Consider the following 15598-nt stretch of genomic DNA (forward strand, 5'->3'; position numbering starts at 1 on the left):
TAAAATCAATGATAACTAAAATTAAACTTATCGCCATCAAAAAACACATGTCAACCAAAAGTAGAACAACTACTCAAATGTTTGACACGCATCCGTTAACATCACATCATTATTCCTGTCTTAGTTATATAATTATGTTTAGCTAACGTAGGGAGAAAGTAGTATGGAAATGCATCAACATGGTATGGCTGAGCTATTTCAACAACTGGGCCTCGGTAGCTCTCCTCAAGAAATGAAAGATTTTATTAATCAACATCGACACAAAAGAGATTCTGCGCCTTTACATGAAGCTAGCTTTTGGACGATGTCACAGGCGAACTTTCTAAAACAAGCCATCGAAGAAGATGCAGATTGGGCCGAATTAGTCGATCAATTGGACGTAATGCTTCGAGATTGACGTTCGCTTAAACACGCCCATTTCTCTTCAGGTAGATTTGATTTATACTGTTTTTTTGAACAGTGCTTTGATGGCTATGTCAGATCGAATTAGAAAAATTATTCATGTCGATATGGATTGTTTTTATGCTGCCGTAGAGATGAGAGATAACCCCAGTTACCGTGGCATTGCACTCGCTGTTGGCGGACATGAAAAGCAGCGTGGAGTGATTAGCACCTGTAATTATGATGCGCGTAAATATGGTGTTCGCAGTGCAATGTCAACGGCGCGCGCGCTGCAACTCTGTCCTCATTTGTTGGTTGTGCCCGGTAGAATGCATGTATATAAGCAAGTCTCTCAGCAGATTCGTGCTATTTTTGAGCGTTATACGCCTATCATTGAACCTCTCTCATTGGATGAAGCATACCTCGATGTCACGGACTCGACAGCTTGCCGTGGCTCCGCAACGTTGATCGCAGAGTCAATTCGCCGTGATATCTGGAGTGAACTTGGGTTGACGGCATCGGCGGGCATTGCTCCGATTAAGTTTCTTGCCAAGGTCGCGTCAGACATGAACAAGCCCAACGGTCAGTTTGTGATTCCGCCAGAGAAAGTCCAAGAGGTTATCGATAGTCTTCCGTTAGAGAATATTCCTGGCGTGGGGAAGGTGAGTCTTGAGAAGCTCCACCAAGCCGGTTTTTATCGATGTGAGGACATTAAAAACAGTGACTATCGAGAGTTGTTGAGGCAGTTTGGTCGTCAGGGTGCCTCCTTATGGCAGCGAAGCCATGGAATTGATAATCGAGAAGTCGTTGTTGAGCGCGAGAGAAAGTCCGTCGGTGTGGAAAGGACATTCAGCCAGAACATCGCAACCTATGATGAATGTTGGCAAGTGATTGAGGAGAAACTTTATCCTGAACTCGAGAAACGTTTAGAGCGTGCAAGCCCAGATAAGTCGATTATTAAACAAGGTATTAAAGTCAAATTTGCCGACTTTCAACTGACAACAATTGAGCACATCCATCCGCAATTAGAGCTTGAGGACTTCAAGATCTTGCTAAGAGATATTCTTAAACGCCAAAATGGACGGGAAATTCGCCTTTTAGGCTTGAACGTGATGCTCAAGCCCGAAGACCAAGCGCGTCAATTGAGCTTTTTTTAGGCCCTTACCGTTTCTACCTGCGTTAATACCTGCTCAAAACTTACATTTGCCATTGCACCATAACCTGCTAGCTTTGAGGCTTTTAGCTGGCTAATCAAAGGAGTGCTGATTCCGCACAAGAAGCGAGCAACGGCATCATTACTGATGGCCGATGGGGAAAGCTGAATAAACTCCCGCGCCCATATCGATACTTGAGATTGTTCAATATCTTCAGGTTCTGGTGCTGTGAATGTGGCGACGTGACCACGACACACGGAGCAGTGACCACATTGCTTTGGTGCATCGTGATCCGCAAAGTAGTTCGCCAATTGTGAGCTCAAACAGTGCTCGGACTGGAACAAGTGCAGCATGGTGTGGATTCTTTCGATATCTTTGCTTTCTTTGGATTGGAACAGTTCATACAGTTGTTGGATTAAAACATCCGAGCTCTGTTTGGTTGGCATAACTGAGTACACGTCCGTCAGTTGTTTGCTCTCTAGTTCTATCCAGCCGTTCTGGTGAAAATAGTCGAGCGCTGCGACAACTCGGCTGCGTTCCGATTGATAGTTCATCCATAGCGCTTCTAGATCAACTTGGCACCACACTTTGGCTTTTTGTGAGCAGGAAAAAATAGCCTCCACAAATTGACGTCGCTCGCCTTGAAATTGATTCACAATAAATTGCTGATCGTGCAAAAACTTAAACCGATATTCCGCAAAGTAACTGTACTTTGCTTCAATGACGTTATGTAGCTCCAAATAAACCAACAAGGTTTTGAGTGGCAATTGGCGGATATTACTTTCACGCGACAAACGCAGTGGCACTACCTCCCATTGTGGAGCATGTTCTTTCGCTTGCTCGACTACATAGTTAATTGACGTAAATTCTGGTGTGTCACCATAGACAAAATTCTCCAACACCGTTAGGCCGGACGTATTGCCTAGCAGAATGCACTCCGAGCGTTGCCCGTCCCTGCCTGCACGTCCAATCTCTTGTGCGTAGTTCTCGATTGATTTGGGTAAGTCGAAGTGAATGACGCGTCGAATATCAGATTTATCGACCCCCATACCAAATGCAATCGTTGCAACAATACAGTCAATTTGGCCATCCATGAACTGCTGTTGGATTTGTTCACGAACGTCGCTTTTCATGCCAGCGTGGTATGCGTGAGCGTTAATGCCAATATGGATTAATGACTTTGCTACTCGTTCTGCTGTTTGCTGCTGCGTCACGTATACGATGGTCGGAAGCTTAGGTGAAGAGGCGATGATCTCACTGAGCTGTTCTTGTTTCTTTGTTTCCTCACACGGGATCACCGAGATATCCAGATTAGAGCGGTAGAAGCCTGTAACGGTAATATGTTCACTGGAAATATCGAACTTTTTTTGCATGTCTTCAATAACTGCAGGCGTTGCCGTTGCGGTGAGAAGTAAAGACTGTGGGATGTTCAGTTCACGTTGATATTGCGGTAGTTTGAGATAATCTGGACGAAAGTTATGCCCCCATTCGGAAATACAGTGCGCTTCATCAATGACCATCAAAGAAATCGGTACTTGGCGAATGAATTCACGAAAACGCTCATTTTTTAGTCGCTCAACAGAAATCATCAAGATTTTGATTTGTCCATTCTTCACGCCAGCCATGACCTGTTGTGCTTCTTCTCTACTTTGACTGCTATCGATAGAAGCGGCCGCGATTCCTTTACTTTGTAAAAAGCTCAGTTGATCCTTCATTAACGCCAACAACGGAGAGATCACCAACGTAAGGTTGGGTAATATGGTTGCAGGTAGTTGATAACAGAGTGACTTCCCCGAGCCTGTAGGAAAGATTGCCGCAGCAGAGTAACCATTCATAACGGCTTCAATAACGGGTTGCTGACCTTGGCGTAATGAGTCAAAACCAAATACAGATTGAAGTGTTTGATGCAGCGAGTCACTTTGCATAATAGGGAAACCTTTCTTTGATGGTAAACTTGGCTACATTAACACACCCCGAATACTAAACGCGCGTCCTAAAAGTATGAACAAAGCTGACTTAGTCCAAATTATCATCCAACATCTGGAAGAAAAACTTCAAGTTGCCCATTCATCGGCTCAGCGAGCTATCGATGCCGCCACAGATGAAGAAACTGTTCCCGAGCACAAGTACGATACATTGGCACTTGAAGCCGCGTATCTTGCTCATGGACAAGCCATGCGAATTCAAGATAGTGAAGAGGAGTTGCGTCAATATCGTTCTTTAGTGACTCGTAACTTTAAGAATGCGCCTGTTGGTGTTGGTGCTTACGTTGTTCTCGCAGATGAGAATTTGATCGAAAAGCACTTCTTTGTAGGCCCTTGCTCTGGTGGTTTGACTGTTCAATATCAGACTCTGGAAGTCTTTGTCTTAACAGCCAAATCTCCTCTGGGTCGAGCGTTGTTCGGGAAAGAAGAGGGTGATGAGGTTGACGTGAAAATAGGAGATAAAACAACTTGTTACGAAGTCGTGACGATTTGCTGACATCTCATGTATCACTCAGTGTTATGTTTAACACGAGTAATGTTAAATAAAAGAGAATGACATGAAAAAGCTTTTTACACTCTCATTGCTGGTGGTCAGTGCTACTGGTTATGCAGCGCAGTGTCGTGTGGACATCAATAATGAAGTCCGTATGGATGGGCAAAGCTTGGAAATTCGCCAAACGACAGGTGATAAAGCTGTCGTGGATGAGGATAACAACCTCTTCATCAAAGGTGAGCTAATTGAACTCAATGCCGACCAAAAAGCGGCAATTGAAGACTATCGCGAAAAAATGAACGCGTATATTCCACAAGCAAAGCAATTGGCGAGTGATGGTTTAGCGCTTGCGAATGATATTATTGATGATGTTGCGGAAAGCCTCGATGCACCTGGTGCGTTTGATAATGTAAAAGTCGCAGTAAAGGACTTTTTCGCTGATGTTGAATCACGTTACTACAAAGATGGTGATTTCATCCTGCCTGCGGAGAGTTTTGAGTCTATGACACAAGGGTGGACTGAAGACTTTGCAAAAGCACAAGAGATCTTCAATAAAGAGTTTTTAGCCAGTTCGTTGGATGCTTTATCGAAAAAAATGAAGGAAGAGGGAGGGATAAACCTCACTGCATTATCAGAGAGTATGGCTGAACTCAGCGCGAAAGTAGAAGAGCGTTTAGCCGAGCATTCGAAAGAGGTAGAACAACAAGCAGAAGACTTGTGCGATTCGCTGGATGACATGGCAGGGCAAGAAAACGATCTGTTGAAGAAAATCCCTGAGCTAAAAGATTACCGAGTATTTACGATTTAATTACTCATTAAAAAGCAAAAACTCGATGAGATAAAGAAAGAGAGCACTATTGTGCTCTCTTTGCGTTTTACTCGCTTATTCTTTGATAGCTTATTGCGCATTCATCTCGGTGAGTTTATCGCCGACAGGTTTTGAGAAGTTAAAGCCATCATGCTGATCCCAGTTGATAGACCATGTCATTACTCCTGCATAATTCGGGTAATGGTACGCTGGTTTAACGGTGCCACATGAAGTGCCTTTGGTTAAACAATCTAGTGCGTTGATAATATTCTGTGTTGGAGCCTGCCCTGAATTTGCCGAGCTAGGACCTGAAGGTAAACCGATTGCGACTTGATCATCGCGCAATGGTGCAAATTGAGTGCCGTCGGCCAACTCAAAACCTTCGATAAGCATTTTAGATTGCGCTACCATCATATCCACAGAGCCTTCTGGTGCACTGCCTGGCAGGTATGGGTTTGGCAAACCGCCGTTGTTATATAACTGGACGTGAAGCAAGTCGAGCGTGCTGCGTGTCTCGTTTATCACAGGAATGTAAGCTCCCCAAATACCGCTGTAAGCCACATAGCCGCCTTGAACATAAGGGTGCTCAGGCGCCATGGTTAGGTACATATCTCCACCCATGTTTTGCTCTATTTGAAGCAAAGCACGACCAAGGCGAGCTTGAATTTGCGAGCCATGAACTAAGTTAGAACCACTCTCTAAATCCACATCTAGACCATCAAAGCCCCACTCAGCGATAAGACCTGTTAGGCTAGAGACAAAGTTGGCTTCATCTTGGTCGGTATTCAGCGTAATCGTGCCTTCTGCGCCGCCAAGAGAGAGAACAAACTTCTTACCTTTAGCTTGAAGCGCTGCCATGTCCTGCTTGAATTGTGTTGGATCGAGTGCTGGACAATCGCTGTAAATATCGCCTGAATATAGATTAAAGTGCACAGTGCCATCACTGTTGCGATCATTTTCAGCAAAGGCAATATCAATCACATCCCAAGCATCTGCCATATCTGCTAGACGAATTGGACAGCCCGCACCATTTACAAAATTGTGCCAGTAACCGATGAGTTTATGGCGTTTCTCTACTTGCTCAACCACCGTTATTGCTGCGGCGTCAGACAGTGCATTGCTTCCTGACAAATCCACAGCTTGGGCGCTAACTGTAAAGTTACCAAGTGCAGTTGGTGTCCAGTTGGCTGTGTAAGGTGCTGTGGTATCGGTTGCAACAATAGAGCCGTTGATCATGAAATCAACGTGTTTAATGCCTGAAGTTAAAGACGTTGCATCGGCGCTTAATGCGAGACTTTTGCCTAATCCGACGGTTTGACCGCTGCTTGGTGAAGTCAGAGAGACGACCAAATCTTTATCGCTGACTTCCACACCAACCAGGGACTCTGACGTGTTGTTATCATTATCGGTTGCGACGGCTTTAAGCTGGTTAGCGCCAATAAGTGTGGCGTTCCAAGTAACGGAATATGGCGCTTGAGTGGTGACCCCTAAGCTGGTGTTGTTCGCAAAAAACTCAACTTGCGTGACTGTGCCATCAGCATCGCTTGCGTTTGCCGTGATTTCGTTATTGCTGCCAGCGAGCACGACTTGTCCATCCGTTGGTGCCGTAATGGTAACTTGCGGTGGTGTCGAACAAGCACCTAGGCCACTCCAAGCATCTTGCCAGTATAGCCCTTCACCAGGCTCGTAAGCCCATGTCGCATCCGAGGAGCACCAACCAGCAACATCACAACGATATTTTTGGTTGAAGTGAGAAATCAGGTCGCCAGCTTGATAACTTGTGCCTGCCACATAAGGTACTGCATCTGCACATCCGCCCGTTCCGGTTTCTGAATTACTAATAACCAGCGCTACTTCTTGGCTCATCGTTGCGAGGTTTGTATCATCAGTCGCTTGTGCTTTGAACGAGTATGTACCTGGACTAGCGGTCCATTGATATTCGTAAGGTGCGCTAGTATCAATGGCGACAGATTGATTGTTTACGAAGAACTCAACTTGTGTGACCACACCATCAATATCGTCAGCTTGAGCGGCTACGGTTAGGTTATCGCCTACATTAAGCACTTCTGTGCCTACTGGGCTTGTCAATGAAATGCTTGGTGGCGGTAATTCGACTTGTGGTTGAACTTGGATAGAAATCGTCGTGGTGCTAACAGCTCCCTCATTATCTGTCGCAATTGCGGTCAATTGCGAGATCCCTTCAATAGCTGTCCAAGAAGCTTCGAATGGTGCTTGAGTTACCACAGCAACGGTTTGGTTGCCTGCAACAAACTCAATTTGTGTGATTTGGCCATCTTCGTCAGTTGCGTTGGCTAACAAAGTGATCGCACTGCCTTCGGGAATTTGTGCGTTGTTTATTGGAGAGGAGAACGACACCGTTGGTGATAAATTGTTGCTTCCACCATCACATTGCCCTAACGCTTTCCATGCTTCCCAAGATCCTGAGTTGGTCACGGGATCATTGCCTTGCGTCCAATATGCAGCCTCATAAGCGGCTCCTTGCGTTTTTACTAAAGCGCCCGATGTATAAGTCGCAGTGCTGTCCCAGTCGGGTAAACTTTGACAGTTATAGGCTTGAGCTTGGTAGCTGGCGCTGAGTGCTACAACCATCGCTCCGTGAAGTAGGGTGACCTTCATTTTCCTCTCCTTGAATCATGGGTATAAATGAGAACAGAGTAATAACTAGCTGATAAATAGACATTAGGGGGAAAAAGCGAAGCACAATATTCTGCTTTTCGACACAGTATCACGAGGAACAGTTCGTCCCTTACACCAGAGCTCATTATTTTTCGGCTCACTTCACGGCAGAAGGATTGGTAAAATTCAGCCACGTAAAACGAACAACAGTCGCGAGGCTTTTGAGCGATGAATATGAGATGTACGTTAAAATTTACAAGCTGAATGACTACAAATTGTTTCAACTGTCGAGGATTTAACCGAGGTGCTCTTGTTGAATAGTGAATATTGCTATAGTGTACTAGTTAGCTAGTTCAATGATATTTTTGTGTGAGTAGTATGACACAGCAAACCTCTTCTCAGCCTCGCGAGCATTTTGGCTCTCGTCTCGGGTTCATCTTAGCTGCCGCAGGTGCCGCAGTTGGCCTTGGCAATATTTGGGGCTTCCCAACTCAAGCAGCCAGTAATGGTGGCGGTGCTTTCCTGTTAGTTTATTTGGTGATGATTCTTATCGTCGCATTTCCGATGCTGGTGGTTGAAATGGCGATTGGTCGCCATGGTCAAGCCAACCCTGTAGACAGTATGCGTGCAATCACAGATAACCCTACCGGTAAAAAACTCGGCGGCATTGTGGGTTGGATTGGTTTAAGCGTACCAAGCGCTGTCTTAGCGTTTTATTCAATTGTTGGTGGTTGGTTGATCTGCTTTTTACTGGGTGCAATCACAGATCTAATGGGGTTAGAAGCTGCAACTCAATGGCTAAAGGGCTTTAGTGTTGAACGTAACTTGTTCGGAACCATTACTTTTTATGTACTGACGATTCTCATCGTACAAGGTGGCGTAAAACAAGGTATTGAGAAGTGGTCCACACGTTTGATGCCAGCATTGTTTGTTCTGTTTGCTCTGCTATTTGCTTACATCATGACGCAAAACGGTGCGATGGAAGGTCTGAAACATTACCTAGTGCCGGATTTTGAAAAGGTATGGGACCGCAAGTTGATTCTTGCTGCAATGGGACAGGGCTTCTTCTCGCTTACGATCGGTGGCTGCTCAATGTTGATTTACGGATCTTACTTGAGTAAGAAAGAAAACCTACCAAAGATGGCGATGAACGTGACCATGGTAGATACTGCCGTTGCTTTCATTGCAGGATTAGTGGTGATGCCAGCGATGTTTGTGGCAATGCAAAAGGGCGTTCAAATCTATGCAGAAGATGGCTCTCTATTAAGCTCAGATACGTTAGTGTTTACGGTATTGCCACTAATGTTTGATAGTTTAGGTTTGCTTGGTCAATTATTCTCTATTGTGTTCTTCTTATTGCTGACGATTGCGGCGCTAACGTCCTCCATTTCAATGTTAGAGTGTCCAGTGGCTTTAGTGAGTGAGCGTTTCAACACCAAGCGTAGCGCAACGAGCTGGGTTTTAGGTGGTCTCATTGCTTTGTTCAGTGTGGTGATTGTTTATAATTTTGGTGCTCTATTTGGTATGGTCGCGACGGTTGCTACTCAGTATCTACAACCAACCGCTGCGCTCTTATTCTGCTTATTTGGTGGTTGGGTATGGAATCGCAACTCAAAAATCAAAGAGCTTGAGCAAGGTTGCCCGGAGTTTACGCAAGGTTGGTTTGGTAAGTTATGGCCTGCGTATGTGAAGTTTGTATGTCCAATTCTTGTGGCGACAGTCATCTGGGCTTCATTTGGCTAACCGAGACGCCTATCGAATAAAAGAAAAGGGCTTGATGGTAACTCATCAAGCCCTTTTTCATATTGGTTATTCTCGTTTCGGTTATCCGCCAAGAATGGTGTTGATTAACGGAATTGTCCTGCTTCTGGAAGAAAGTCAAAACCAGCAGAAGCCAGTTTTGTCTCCAGTGCTGTGCGTTCGATATCGAAGAAAGCCACCAGTTTATCTAAGTCACCACCGAAGTCGTCGCGTAGCTTCATATTCACAATGCTCATCAGCATGACAGGATCCATGGATTCAAAGTTCGCTAGATTCATTACTTATCCTCAAAATCTGAAATCAGTAGGTTTGCCGCAGCAAATGCCGCTTTTTCACGCACTTCTTTAGGCAGGGACTCATCCGCTGCAACATCGTTCAGTGCTTTAACTGCACATGAAATTGCTTGGGGAATATAAGCTTGCTCGCCACTACCAATCTGAGCATAAAGCTCACGAACCAGTTCACAACAGCCGTATACTTGCATGTTTTCTTTCCACTAAATGATAACTTATCTCAATATACACACAGCGGATTTGAAACTCAAAGTACAGAGTTGTTTTGGCTCAAGTTGAAGGTTTGCTTGAGCGAGATTTAATCACTGCATTTGTGCTTCTAACTGCTGAGTGACTTCTGGTGAAAGTTGAAGTTGTTTTGCTAGTTCTTGCAGATACGCTTTTTCCATAAAGTTTTGTTCATCAGCGACGATCAAAGACGCCAGGTAAATTTCTGACGCTTGTTGAGGAGAGGTCGCCTGATTAGCAATTTCAGCAGGATCAAGCGGTTTGTTTAACTCTTGCTGAACGAGGTGACGAACGTGCTCATCTGCGCCCATATCCGCGAGGGCTTGTTCAATGCGCGCCATTTCCTCTTCATCAACATGGCCATCAGCTTTTGCAGCACCAATCATCGCTTTTAAAATTAAGACACTGTGTTTACTGTCATCGGGGTCAAAGGTTTCTTGAACACCTTGACCGGATTGCTTGGCTTGCCAGTCGTTATACACTTTGTAGGCCAAGGCTCCAAGCGCAGCTGCGCCACCGACTTTTAATGCGCTTGACCCTACTTTTTTAGTCATTTTTTTACTTTTCTTTGAGCCCATCAGCATACCGATGAGGCCTCCGCCTACAGCACCTGCTCCTAGCGTTTTTAGGCTACTTGAATTTGATGAGGATTTGATGTTGTTGGTTTGTTTGCCCAATGCATCTGCACCTTGCTTAAGTAAGTCTGATTTGAGTGCTTGGTTTAGAAGACTTTTTAAATCCATAACTGACCTCCTTTAGATGATGAAATCAGTTTAATAGCAAGAAGCTGAACCAAAGATTAACAAAGTGAATAGTTCGAAAAAGGTGGAGGGGGGCGTTGAGCTGTAATAAAAAGGGCTGACCGAAGCCAACCCTTTTTAACTATTTGAAACTACTTCAAATGCGAACTCGTCGAGTGCTTACTTTAGTTGAGCTTTTACGTGCTCAACAATGTCAGTCATTGCGACTGCTGTTTTCTCACCAGTAGCACGGTTCTTGTATTCGAAGTTGCCTTCTTTCATTGAGCGGTCACCGATAATAATTGTATGCGGTACACCAATAAGCTCCATGTCAGAGAACATTACGCCTGGGCGTTCTTTACGGTCGTCAAATAGCACTTCGATGCCCATTGCCGTTAGCTCAGCGTACAATTTCTCAGCGGCTTCTTTCACTTCTTCTGACTTGTGCATGTTCATTGGAACGATCGCTACCTGGAATGGTGCGATTGCATCTGGCCAGATGATGCCGTATTTGTCGTGGTTTTGTTCAATAGCAGCCGCTACTACGCGAGTGATACCGATACCGTAACAACCCATTTCTAGGATGACGTTCTTACCATCAGGACCCAGTACACCACAGTTCATCGCTGCGGAGTAAGCGTTACCTAGTTGGAAGATATGGCCAACTTCGATACCACGCTTAAGCTGGATAATGCCCTTGCCACATGGGCTTGGGTCACCTTCCACAACGTTACGTAGGTCTTCAACTTGACCAAGCTCTACATCACGACCCCAGTTAATACCGAAGTAGTGTTTGCCATCGATGTTCGCGCCCGCACCGAAGTCGCTCATTACCGCAACGCTGCGGTCAACAATGAACGGCAGTTTAAGGCCAACAGGGCCTAGTGAACCAGGGCCTGCACCGATAAGCGCACGAATTTCTTCTTCAGATGCCATTTCCAGTGGAGCTGCAACCTGAGGAAGGTTTTCTGCTTTCACTTCGTTCAGTTCATGATCACCACGAATAATAAGCGCGATGATTGGCGCATCAACTTCGTCAGATGCTTTCACAAACAGTGTTTTCACTGTTTTTTCAATTGGTAGTTCGAACTGCTCAACCAATTCAGCGATTGTTTTCGCGTTTGGCGTATCAACCAACGTCATTTCTTGTGTTGGTGCCGCAGCCTCAGAGGCTGGAGCTAGTGCTTCTGCTTTTTCAATGTTTGCCGCGTAATCTGACTCGCTAGAGAATGCGATGATATCCTCGCCGCTTTCAGCCAGTACGTGGAACTCTTGAGAGCCGCTACCACCGATAGCACCGCTATCTGCAAGTACAGGACGGTAATCCAGACCCATGCGATCGAATGCTTTACAGTAAGCATCGTGCATTGCGTCGTATGATTTTTGTAGTCCGTCTTTATCAATGTCAAAGCTGTACGCATCCATCATTGAGAATTCACGTGAACGCATTACGCCAAAACGTGGGCGTCGTTCGTCACGGAATTTAGTTTGGATTTGGTACAGGTTTAGCGGAAGCTGTTTGTAAGAGCTCACTTCATTGCGAACAAGGCTAGTGATCACTTCTTCAGCGGTTGGGCTAAGTACAAACGGACGAACATGACGGTCAGTAAAGCGAAGTAGCTCAGGACCCATCTTTTCGCTGCGGCCTGTCTCTTCCCATAGTTCAAACGGCTGAACAACGGGCATCAAAGTTTCGACTGCGCCTGCATTGTCGATTTCTTGACGAACGATGTTTTCGACTTTACGCAGTACACGTAGACCAGTAGGTAGCCAGGTGTATAAACCTGAAGCCAGCTTACGGATCATACCTGCACGTAGCATGAGCTGGTGGCTCACTACTTCTGCGTCGTTTGGAGTCTCCTTCAGAGTAGAAAGAAGATAATTACTGGTACGCATTAAATTTATCCGTTTATTTAAGTTAGATACTCAAGCTTGAATAAGCAGGAGTATGGGAGTTCCCGAAAGGGAAATTTGTTAGCCGTCTATAATATCAGCCAATTGCGTTTGTCAAAAGCTTTCAATAGCGGTAACCGTTATTAAGTTGCTTGTTGCTGTGAACTTTACGTTCAAGTCGAACAAATTTACCGCATATTCTTTGTCGTCCGGTTTGTTTTTCTTATATGCAGGGCGAGGATCTTGTGCCAGAACTTGTTCAATGACTGATCTTACATAGTCAGTATCGGATCGATTTTCTATCGTTGCTAATGCTTGAGCAGAAAAGGTGACTTGTGACTTTTCTGGCTCTTGGTCTGCGTATCCGCCTTGTGCTTCCGAAATAGAATCCGAATAGGGGATATAAGGCTTAATATCCACAATCGGTGTCCCATCCACGAGATCTACACTGCCTAAATCAAGATAGATTTGATCGCCTTGCTTAGTGACTCCTTTCACTTCAACGGCTGACATTCCGATTCCGTTTGGACGGAAAGTCGAGCGCGAGGCAAAGACACCAATTCGTTCATTGCCGCCTAATCGTGGCGGACGTACAGTTGGTTTCCAACCAGCTTCCAGGTTCTGATCAAATAGAAACAACAACCAAACGTGAGAGAACTGTTCTAGCCCACGCACTGCTTCAGGGCTATTTGCTGCACCTAACAGTTTTACGCGTGCTTTAGCCTCTGGTACTAAGCGTGGTTGGCGCGGAACTGCAAACTTTTCTTTGTACGGTGTCTCAATGACGCCGATGGGTTCGATGGAATACATGGTGGACATCTTTAAGAATTCATTGAGATGAAAGTATCACAAATTTCTCTTGCTTTTCTTGTTGATAATGATTATTAATTAAAATGTTATAACATAACAATTTAATTGAAAGGAAAAGTATTATGAAACCAGGAATCCATCCTGAATATCGTCCTGTGGTGTTCCACGACACCAGTGTAGATAAGTACTTTGTCGTTGGTTCTACATTGAAAACGGAGAGAACCATCGAATGGAAAGATGGCAAAACTTACCCTTACTTTACGTTAGATGTGTCGTCAGCTTCTCACCCGTACTACACCGGTAAACAGCGCGTTGTACAAACCGAAGGTCGCATTGCGAACTTCAACCGTCGTTTTGGTCAATTTAAGAGCGAAAAGGAATAAATCATGAAGGTAGTAAAATCATTAAAAAGTGCAAAAAGTCGTCATCCGGATTGCCAGATTGTAAAACGGAGAGGGCGTCTTTATGTCATTTGCAAAACGAACCCGAGATTCAAAGCTGTGCAAAAGTAATCAACCTGCATATATCTAACTTATGGTTTTGTTTAATTGATAATGTTGAGTTAATTATCTTACATGGATGAAATATCTACATTTTTATTCAATGTTGGTTATAAATGCCTCTGTTCGTCACAGTTTGTAACATTTAGGGCTTTTATTTGACCTTCTACTCAAGTACCCTTCGCACGCTTTTTGACATTTTTGTCACATTTGCATAGGAATAAAAACAAGGAGGGAACAGATGAGTTCATCTGATTCAATTAAACAAAACTCGCCTAAGAAGCCGCTGTTTACGCGCTTTTTGGATACTGTCGAATATTTGGGGAACTTATTACCCCACCCGATCACACTATTTGCCATTTTCTGTTTAGCCATTCTGGTGATGTCGGGTATTGCAGGATACTTCGAAGTTTCCGTAGTTGATCCTCGTCCTGAGGGTGCAAAAGGTCGTGCCGCGGATGGCATGATTCATGTCGTTAGCTTGCTTAACGCTGATGGCCTTGAACTAATCGTTACCAATCTAGTGAAAAACTTTGTCGGCTTTGCACCTTTGGGTACGGTATTGGTTGCGATGTTGGGTGTTGCTATTGCTGAATACTCAGGCTTACTATCTGCAGCAATGCGTGGCTTAGTCATGGGTGCATCACAACGCATGGTAACAGTGACGGTCGTTTTCGCGGGTATCATTTCAAATACGGCATCAGAGCTTGGCTATGTGGTACTTATTCCACTGGCTGCAATGCTGTTCCATTCTTTAGGTCGTCACCCACTTGCCGGTCTTGCTGCGGCGTTCGCTGGTGTATCTGGTGGTTACTCAGCAAACCTACTTATTGGTACGGTTGACCCGCTGTTGTCAGGCATTACTGAAACGGCTGCGCAAATGATTGACCCAACTTACACTGTTGGTCCAGAAGTTAACTGGTACTTCATGTTTGTGTCGACATTCTTCATTGCAATCACAGGTGCGTTTGTTACTGAAAAAATTGTTGAGCCAAAGCTTGGCAAATACAGTGAAGAAGAAGCCTCAGAAGATTTGTCGAACGACAAAATGGGTGGCTTAACAGACATTGAGAAGAAAGGCCTAAAACTAGCAGGTGTTGCTGTACTGGTTGTTTCAGCGCTGCTTGCTTGGACGGTTGTTCCAGAAGACGGCATTCTACGTTCTGATGCAGGTACAATTGCAGGTTCACCATTCCTGAAAAGTATCGTGGCATTCATCTTTGTGTTCTTTGCTATTCCAGGCTTTGTGTTTGGTAAAGTTGTTGGCACGATGAAGACGGATCGCGATGTAATTGATGCAATGGCGAAATCTATGTCTTCTATGGGCATGTACATTGTATTAGTTTTCTTTGCGGCTCAGTTCGTTGCTTTCTTTAAATGGACTAACTTCGGTCAGGTATTCGCGGTTGCTGGCGCTAGCTTCCTGCAAGAAATTGGCTTAACTGGCCCAATGTTGTTCTTTGCCTTCATCCTGATGTGTGGCTTTATCAACCTAATGATTGGTTCGGCATCGGCACAGTGGGCAGTAACGGCTCCGATTTTTGTTCCTATGTTGATGCTTGTTGGTTATGCACCGGAAACGATTCAGGCTGCTTACCGAATTGGTGACTCGACGACAAACATCATTACTCCAATGATGAGCTACTTTGGTTTGATTCTTGCCGTAGCGACTCGTTACATGAAGAACTTAGGTATCGGTACGCTGATCGCGACCATGCTACCTTACTCAATCTGCTTCATTGTAGGTTGGAGTGTGCTGTTCTACCTATGGGTATTCGTATTTGGTTTACCAGTAGGCCCTGGCGCAGCAACATACTACACACCTTAGAAAACGGTTACCTCACACAGCTCCATTATAAAAAGCCTGCGAACGTCGCAGGCTTTTTTATCGATTGAGACTGTGTACGCAGGCTTA

At 44.8% G+C, this 15598-nt stretch carries 15 protein-coding genes; 8 read left to right on the forward strand and 7 right to left on the reverse strand.

The genetic code is table 11. The features are described 5' to 3' along the window. The first annotated feature begins 163 nt into the window (after positions 1-163). Both R7F67_RS06025 and dinB read left to right on the forward strand, forming a co-directional pair. Positions 164-397 carry a DUF2789 domain-containing protein gene (locus tag R7F67_RS06025; protein WP_005380277.1) on the forward strand — a complete coding sequence of 78 codons (234 nt, stop codon included), beginning with the start codon at positions 164-166 and terminating at the stop codon, positions 395-397. A 76-nt stretch (positions 398-473) separates the two neighbouring features. Further along, positions 474-1538: a DNA polymerase IV gene (gene dinB, locus R7F67_RS06030; protein WP_025768236.1), complete on the forward strand. Its 1065-nt coding sequence runs from the start codon at positions 474-476 to the stop codon at positions 1536-1538. Here dinB and R7F67_RS06035 read toward each other — a convergent pair. Then, positions 1535-3460: an ATP-dependent DNA helicase RecQ gene (locus R7F67_RS06035; protein WP_005380279.1), complete on the reverse strand. Its 1926-nt coding sequence runs from the start codon at positions 3458-3460 to the stop codon at positions 1535-1537. The two genes, dinB and R7F67_RS06035, sit on opposite strands and share 4 nt — an antisense overlap. A 76-nt stretch (positions 3461-3536) precedes the next feature. On the opposite strand from R7F67_RS06035, the gene R7F67_RS06040 reads away from it, so the two are divergent. Further along, positions 3537-4016: a GreA/GreB family elongation factor gene (locus R7F67_RS06040; protein ID WP_005380280.1), complete on the forward strand. Its 480-nt coding sequence runs from the start codon at positions 3537-3539 to the stop codon at positions 4014-4016. A gap of 61 nt (positions 4017-4077) precedes the next feature. Beyond that, a complete protein-coding gene (locus tag R7F67_RS06045; protein WP_318057102.1) occupies positions 4078-4821 on the forward strand; it encodes a YggN family protein in 744 nt (247 codons plus the stop codon). Positions 4822-4911: 90 nt separating this feature from the next. On the opposite strand, the gene R7F67_RS06050 is transcribed toward R7F67_RS06045, so the two are convergent. Continuing rightward, complete coding sequence (locus tag R7F67_RS06050) at positions 4912-7458, reverse strand: Ig-like domain-containing protein (RefSeq protein ID WP_053304077.1); 2547 nt, start codon at positions 7456-7458, stop codon at positions 4912-4914. 378 nt (positions 7459-7836) lie between these two features. Here R7F67_RS06050 and R7F67_RS06055 point away from each other — a divergent pair, with 378 nt between their 5' ends. Beyond that, positions 7837-9201: a sodium-dependent transporter gene (locus R7F67_RS06055; RefSeq protein WP_033905531.1), complete on the forward strand. Its 1365-nt coding sequence runs from the start codon at positions 7837-7839 to the stop codon at positions 9199-9201. Between the two features lie 104 nt (positions 9202-9305). Here the strand turns inward: R7F67_RS06055 and R7F67_RS06060 are convergent, their stop codons facing one another. From R7F67_RS06060 to tsaA, 5 genes are all read right to left on the reverse strand, one after another. Next, positions 9306-9497 carry a DUF4250 domain-containing protein gene (locus R7F67_RS06060; protein ID WP_005380289.1) on the reverse strand — a complete coding sequence of 64 codons (192 nt, stop codon included), beginning with the start codon at positions 9495-9497 and terminating at the stop codon, positions 9306-9308. Beyond that, entirely contained in the window at positions 9497-9703 is a 207-nt protein-coding gene (locus tag R7F67_RS06065; protein ID WP_213907265.1) for a YaeP family protein, read from the reverse strand. The genes R7F67_RS06060 and R7F67_RS06065 overlap by 1 nt, the downstream gene beginning before the upstream one ends. 111 nt (positions 9704-9814) lie before the next feature. Then, on the reverse strand, positions 9815-10483 hold the full coding sequence (locus R7F67_RS06070) for a tellurite resistance TerB family protein (RefSeq protein WP_017820764.1): 669 nt from the start codon (positions 10481-10483) through the stop codon (positions 9815-9817). 177 nt (positions 10484-10660) lie between these two features. Continuing rightward, complete coding sequence (locus R7F67_RS06075) at positions 10661-12376, reverse strand: proline--tRNA ligase (protein ID WP_005380292.1); 1716 nt, start codon at positions 12374-12376, stop codon at positions 10661-10663. Between the two features lie 111 nt (positions 12377-12487). After that, the gene (gene tsaA / locus R7F67_RS06080) at positions 12488-13183 is read right to left on the reverse strand and encodes a tRNA (N6-threonylcarbamoyladenosine(37)-N6)-methyltransferase TrmO (RefSeq protein WP_005380294.1); all 696 of its coding nucleotides are present in this window, start codon (positions 13181-13183) and stop codon (positions 12488-12490) included. 122 nt (positions 13184-13305) lie between these two features. Here tsaA and R7F67_RS06085 point away from each other — a divergent pair, with 122 nt between their 5' ends. The 3 genes from R7F67_RS06085 (at position 13306) to R7F67_RS06095 (ending at position 15511) form a co-directional block, all read left to right on the forward strand. Beyond that, on the forward strand, positions 13306-13566 hold the full coding sequence (locus tag R7F67_RS06085; protein WP_005380295.1) for a type B 50S ribosomal protein L31: 261 nt from the start codon (positions 13306-13308) through the stop codon (positions 13564-13566). 3 nt (positions 13567-13569) lie between these two features. Further along, on the forward strand, positions 13570-13695 hold the full coding sequence (gene ykgO / locus R7F67_RS06090) for a type B 50S ribosomal protein L36 (protein ID WP_005380299.1): 126 nt from the start codon (positions 13570-13572) through the stop codon (positions 13693-13695). Between the two features lie 229 nt (positions 13696-13924). Continuing rightward, a complete protein-coding gene (locus R7F67_RS06095) occupies positions 13925-15511 on the forward strand; it encodes an AbgT family transporter (protein ID WP_005380301.1) in 1587 nt (528 codons plus the stop codon). Positions 15512-15598 lie beyond the last annotated feature (87 nt).

The organism is Vibrio sp. YT-17 (assembly GCF_033337375.1).
Taxonomy (GTDB): Bacteria; Pseudomonadota; Gammaproteobacteria; order Enterobacterales; family Vibrionaceae; genus Vibrio; species Vibrio alginolyticus.

Excerpts from the sequence above, each read along its gene's own strand:
- R7F67_RS06025 (WP_005380277.1), top strand. The coding sequence starts at position 164 with ATGGAAATGCATCAACATGGTATGGCTGAGCTATTTCAACAACTGGGC.
- dinB (WP_025768236.1), top strand. The coding sequence starts at position 474 with ATGTCAGATCGAATTAGAAAAATTATTCATGTCGATATGGATTGTTTT.
- R7F67_RS06035 (WP_005380279.1), bottom strand. The coding sequence starts at position 3,460 with ATGCAAAGTGACTCGCTGCATCAAACACTTCAATCTGTATTTGGTTTT.
- R7F67_RS06040 (WP_005380280.1), top strand. The coding sequence starts at position 3,537 with ATGAACAAAGCTGACTTAGTCCAAATTATCATCCAACATCTGGAAGAA.
- R7F67_RS06045 (WP_318057102.1), top strand. The coding sequence starts at position 4,078 with ATGAAAAAGCTTTTTACACTCTCATTGCTGGTGGTCAGTGCTACTGGT.
- R7F67_RS06050 (WP_053304077.1), bottom strand. The coding sequence starts at position 7,458 with ATGAAGGTCACCCTACTTCACGGAGCGATGGTTGTAGCACTCAGCGCC.
- R7F67_RS06055 (WP_033905531.1), top strand. The coding sequence starts at position 7,837 with ATGACACAGCAAACCTCTTCTCAGCCTCGCGAGCATTTTGGCTCTCGT.
- R7F67_RS06060 (WP_005380289.1), bottom strand. The coding sequence starts at position 9,497 with ATGAATCTAGCGAACTTTGAATCCATGGATCCTGTCATGCTGATGAGC.
- R7F67_RS06065 (WP_213907265.1), bottom strand. The coding sequence starts at position 9,703 with ATGCAAGTATACGGCTGTTGTGAACTGGTTCGTGAGCTTTATGCTCAG.
- R7F67_RS06070 (WP_017820764.1), bottom strand. The coding sequence starts at position 10,483 with ATGGATTTAAAAAGTCTTCTAAACCAAGCACTCAAATCAGACTTACTT.
- R7F67_RS06075 (WP_005380292.1), bottom strand. The coding sequence starts at position 12,376 with ATGCGTACCAGTAATTATCTTCTTTCTACTCTGAAGGAGACTCCAAAC.
- tsaA (WP_005380294.1), bottom strand. The coding sequence starts at position 13,183 with ATGTATTCCATCGAACCCATCGGCGTCATTGAGACACCGTACAAAGAA.
- R7F67_RS06085 (WP_005380295.1), top strand. The coding sequence starts at position 13,306 with ATGAAACCAGGAATCCATCCTGAATATCGTCCTGTGGTGTTCCACGAC.
- ykgO (WP_005380299.1), top strand. The coding sequence starts at position 13,570 with ATGAAGGTAGTAAAATCATTAAAAAGTGCAAAAAGTCGTCATCCGGAT.
- R7F67_RS06095 (WP_005380301.1), top strand. The coding sequence starts at position 13,925 with ATGAGTTCATCTGATTCAATTAAACAAAACTCGCCTAAGAAGCCGCTG.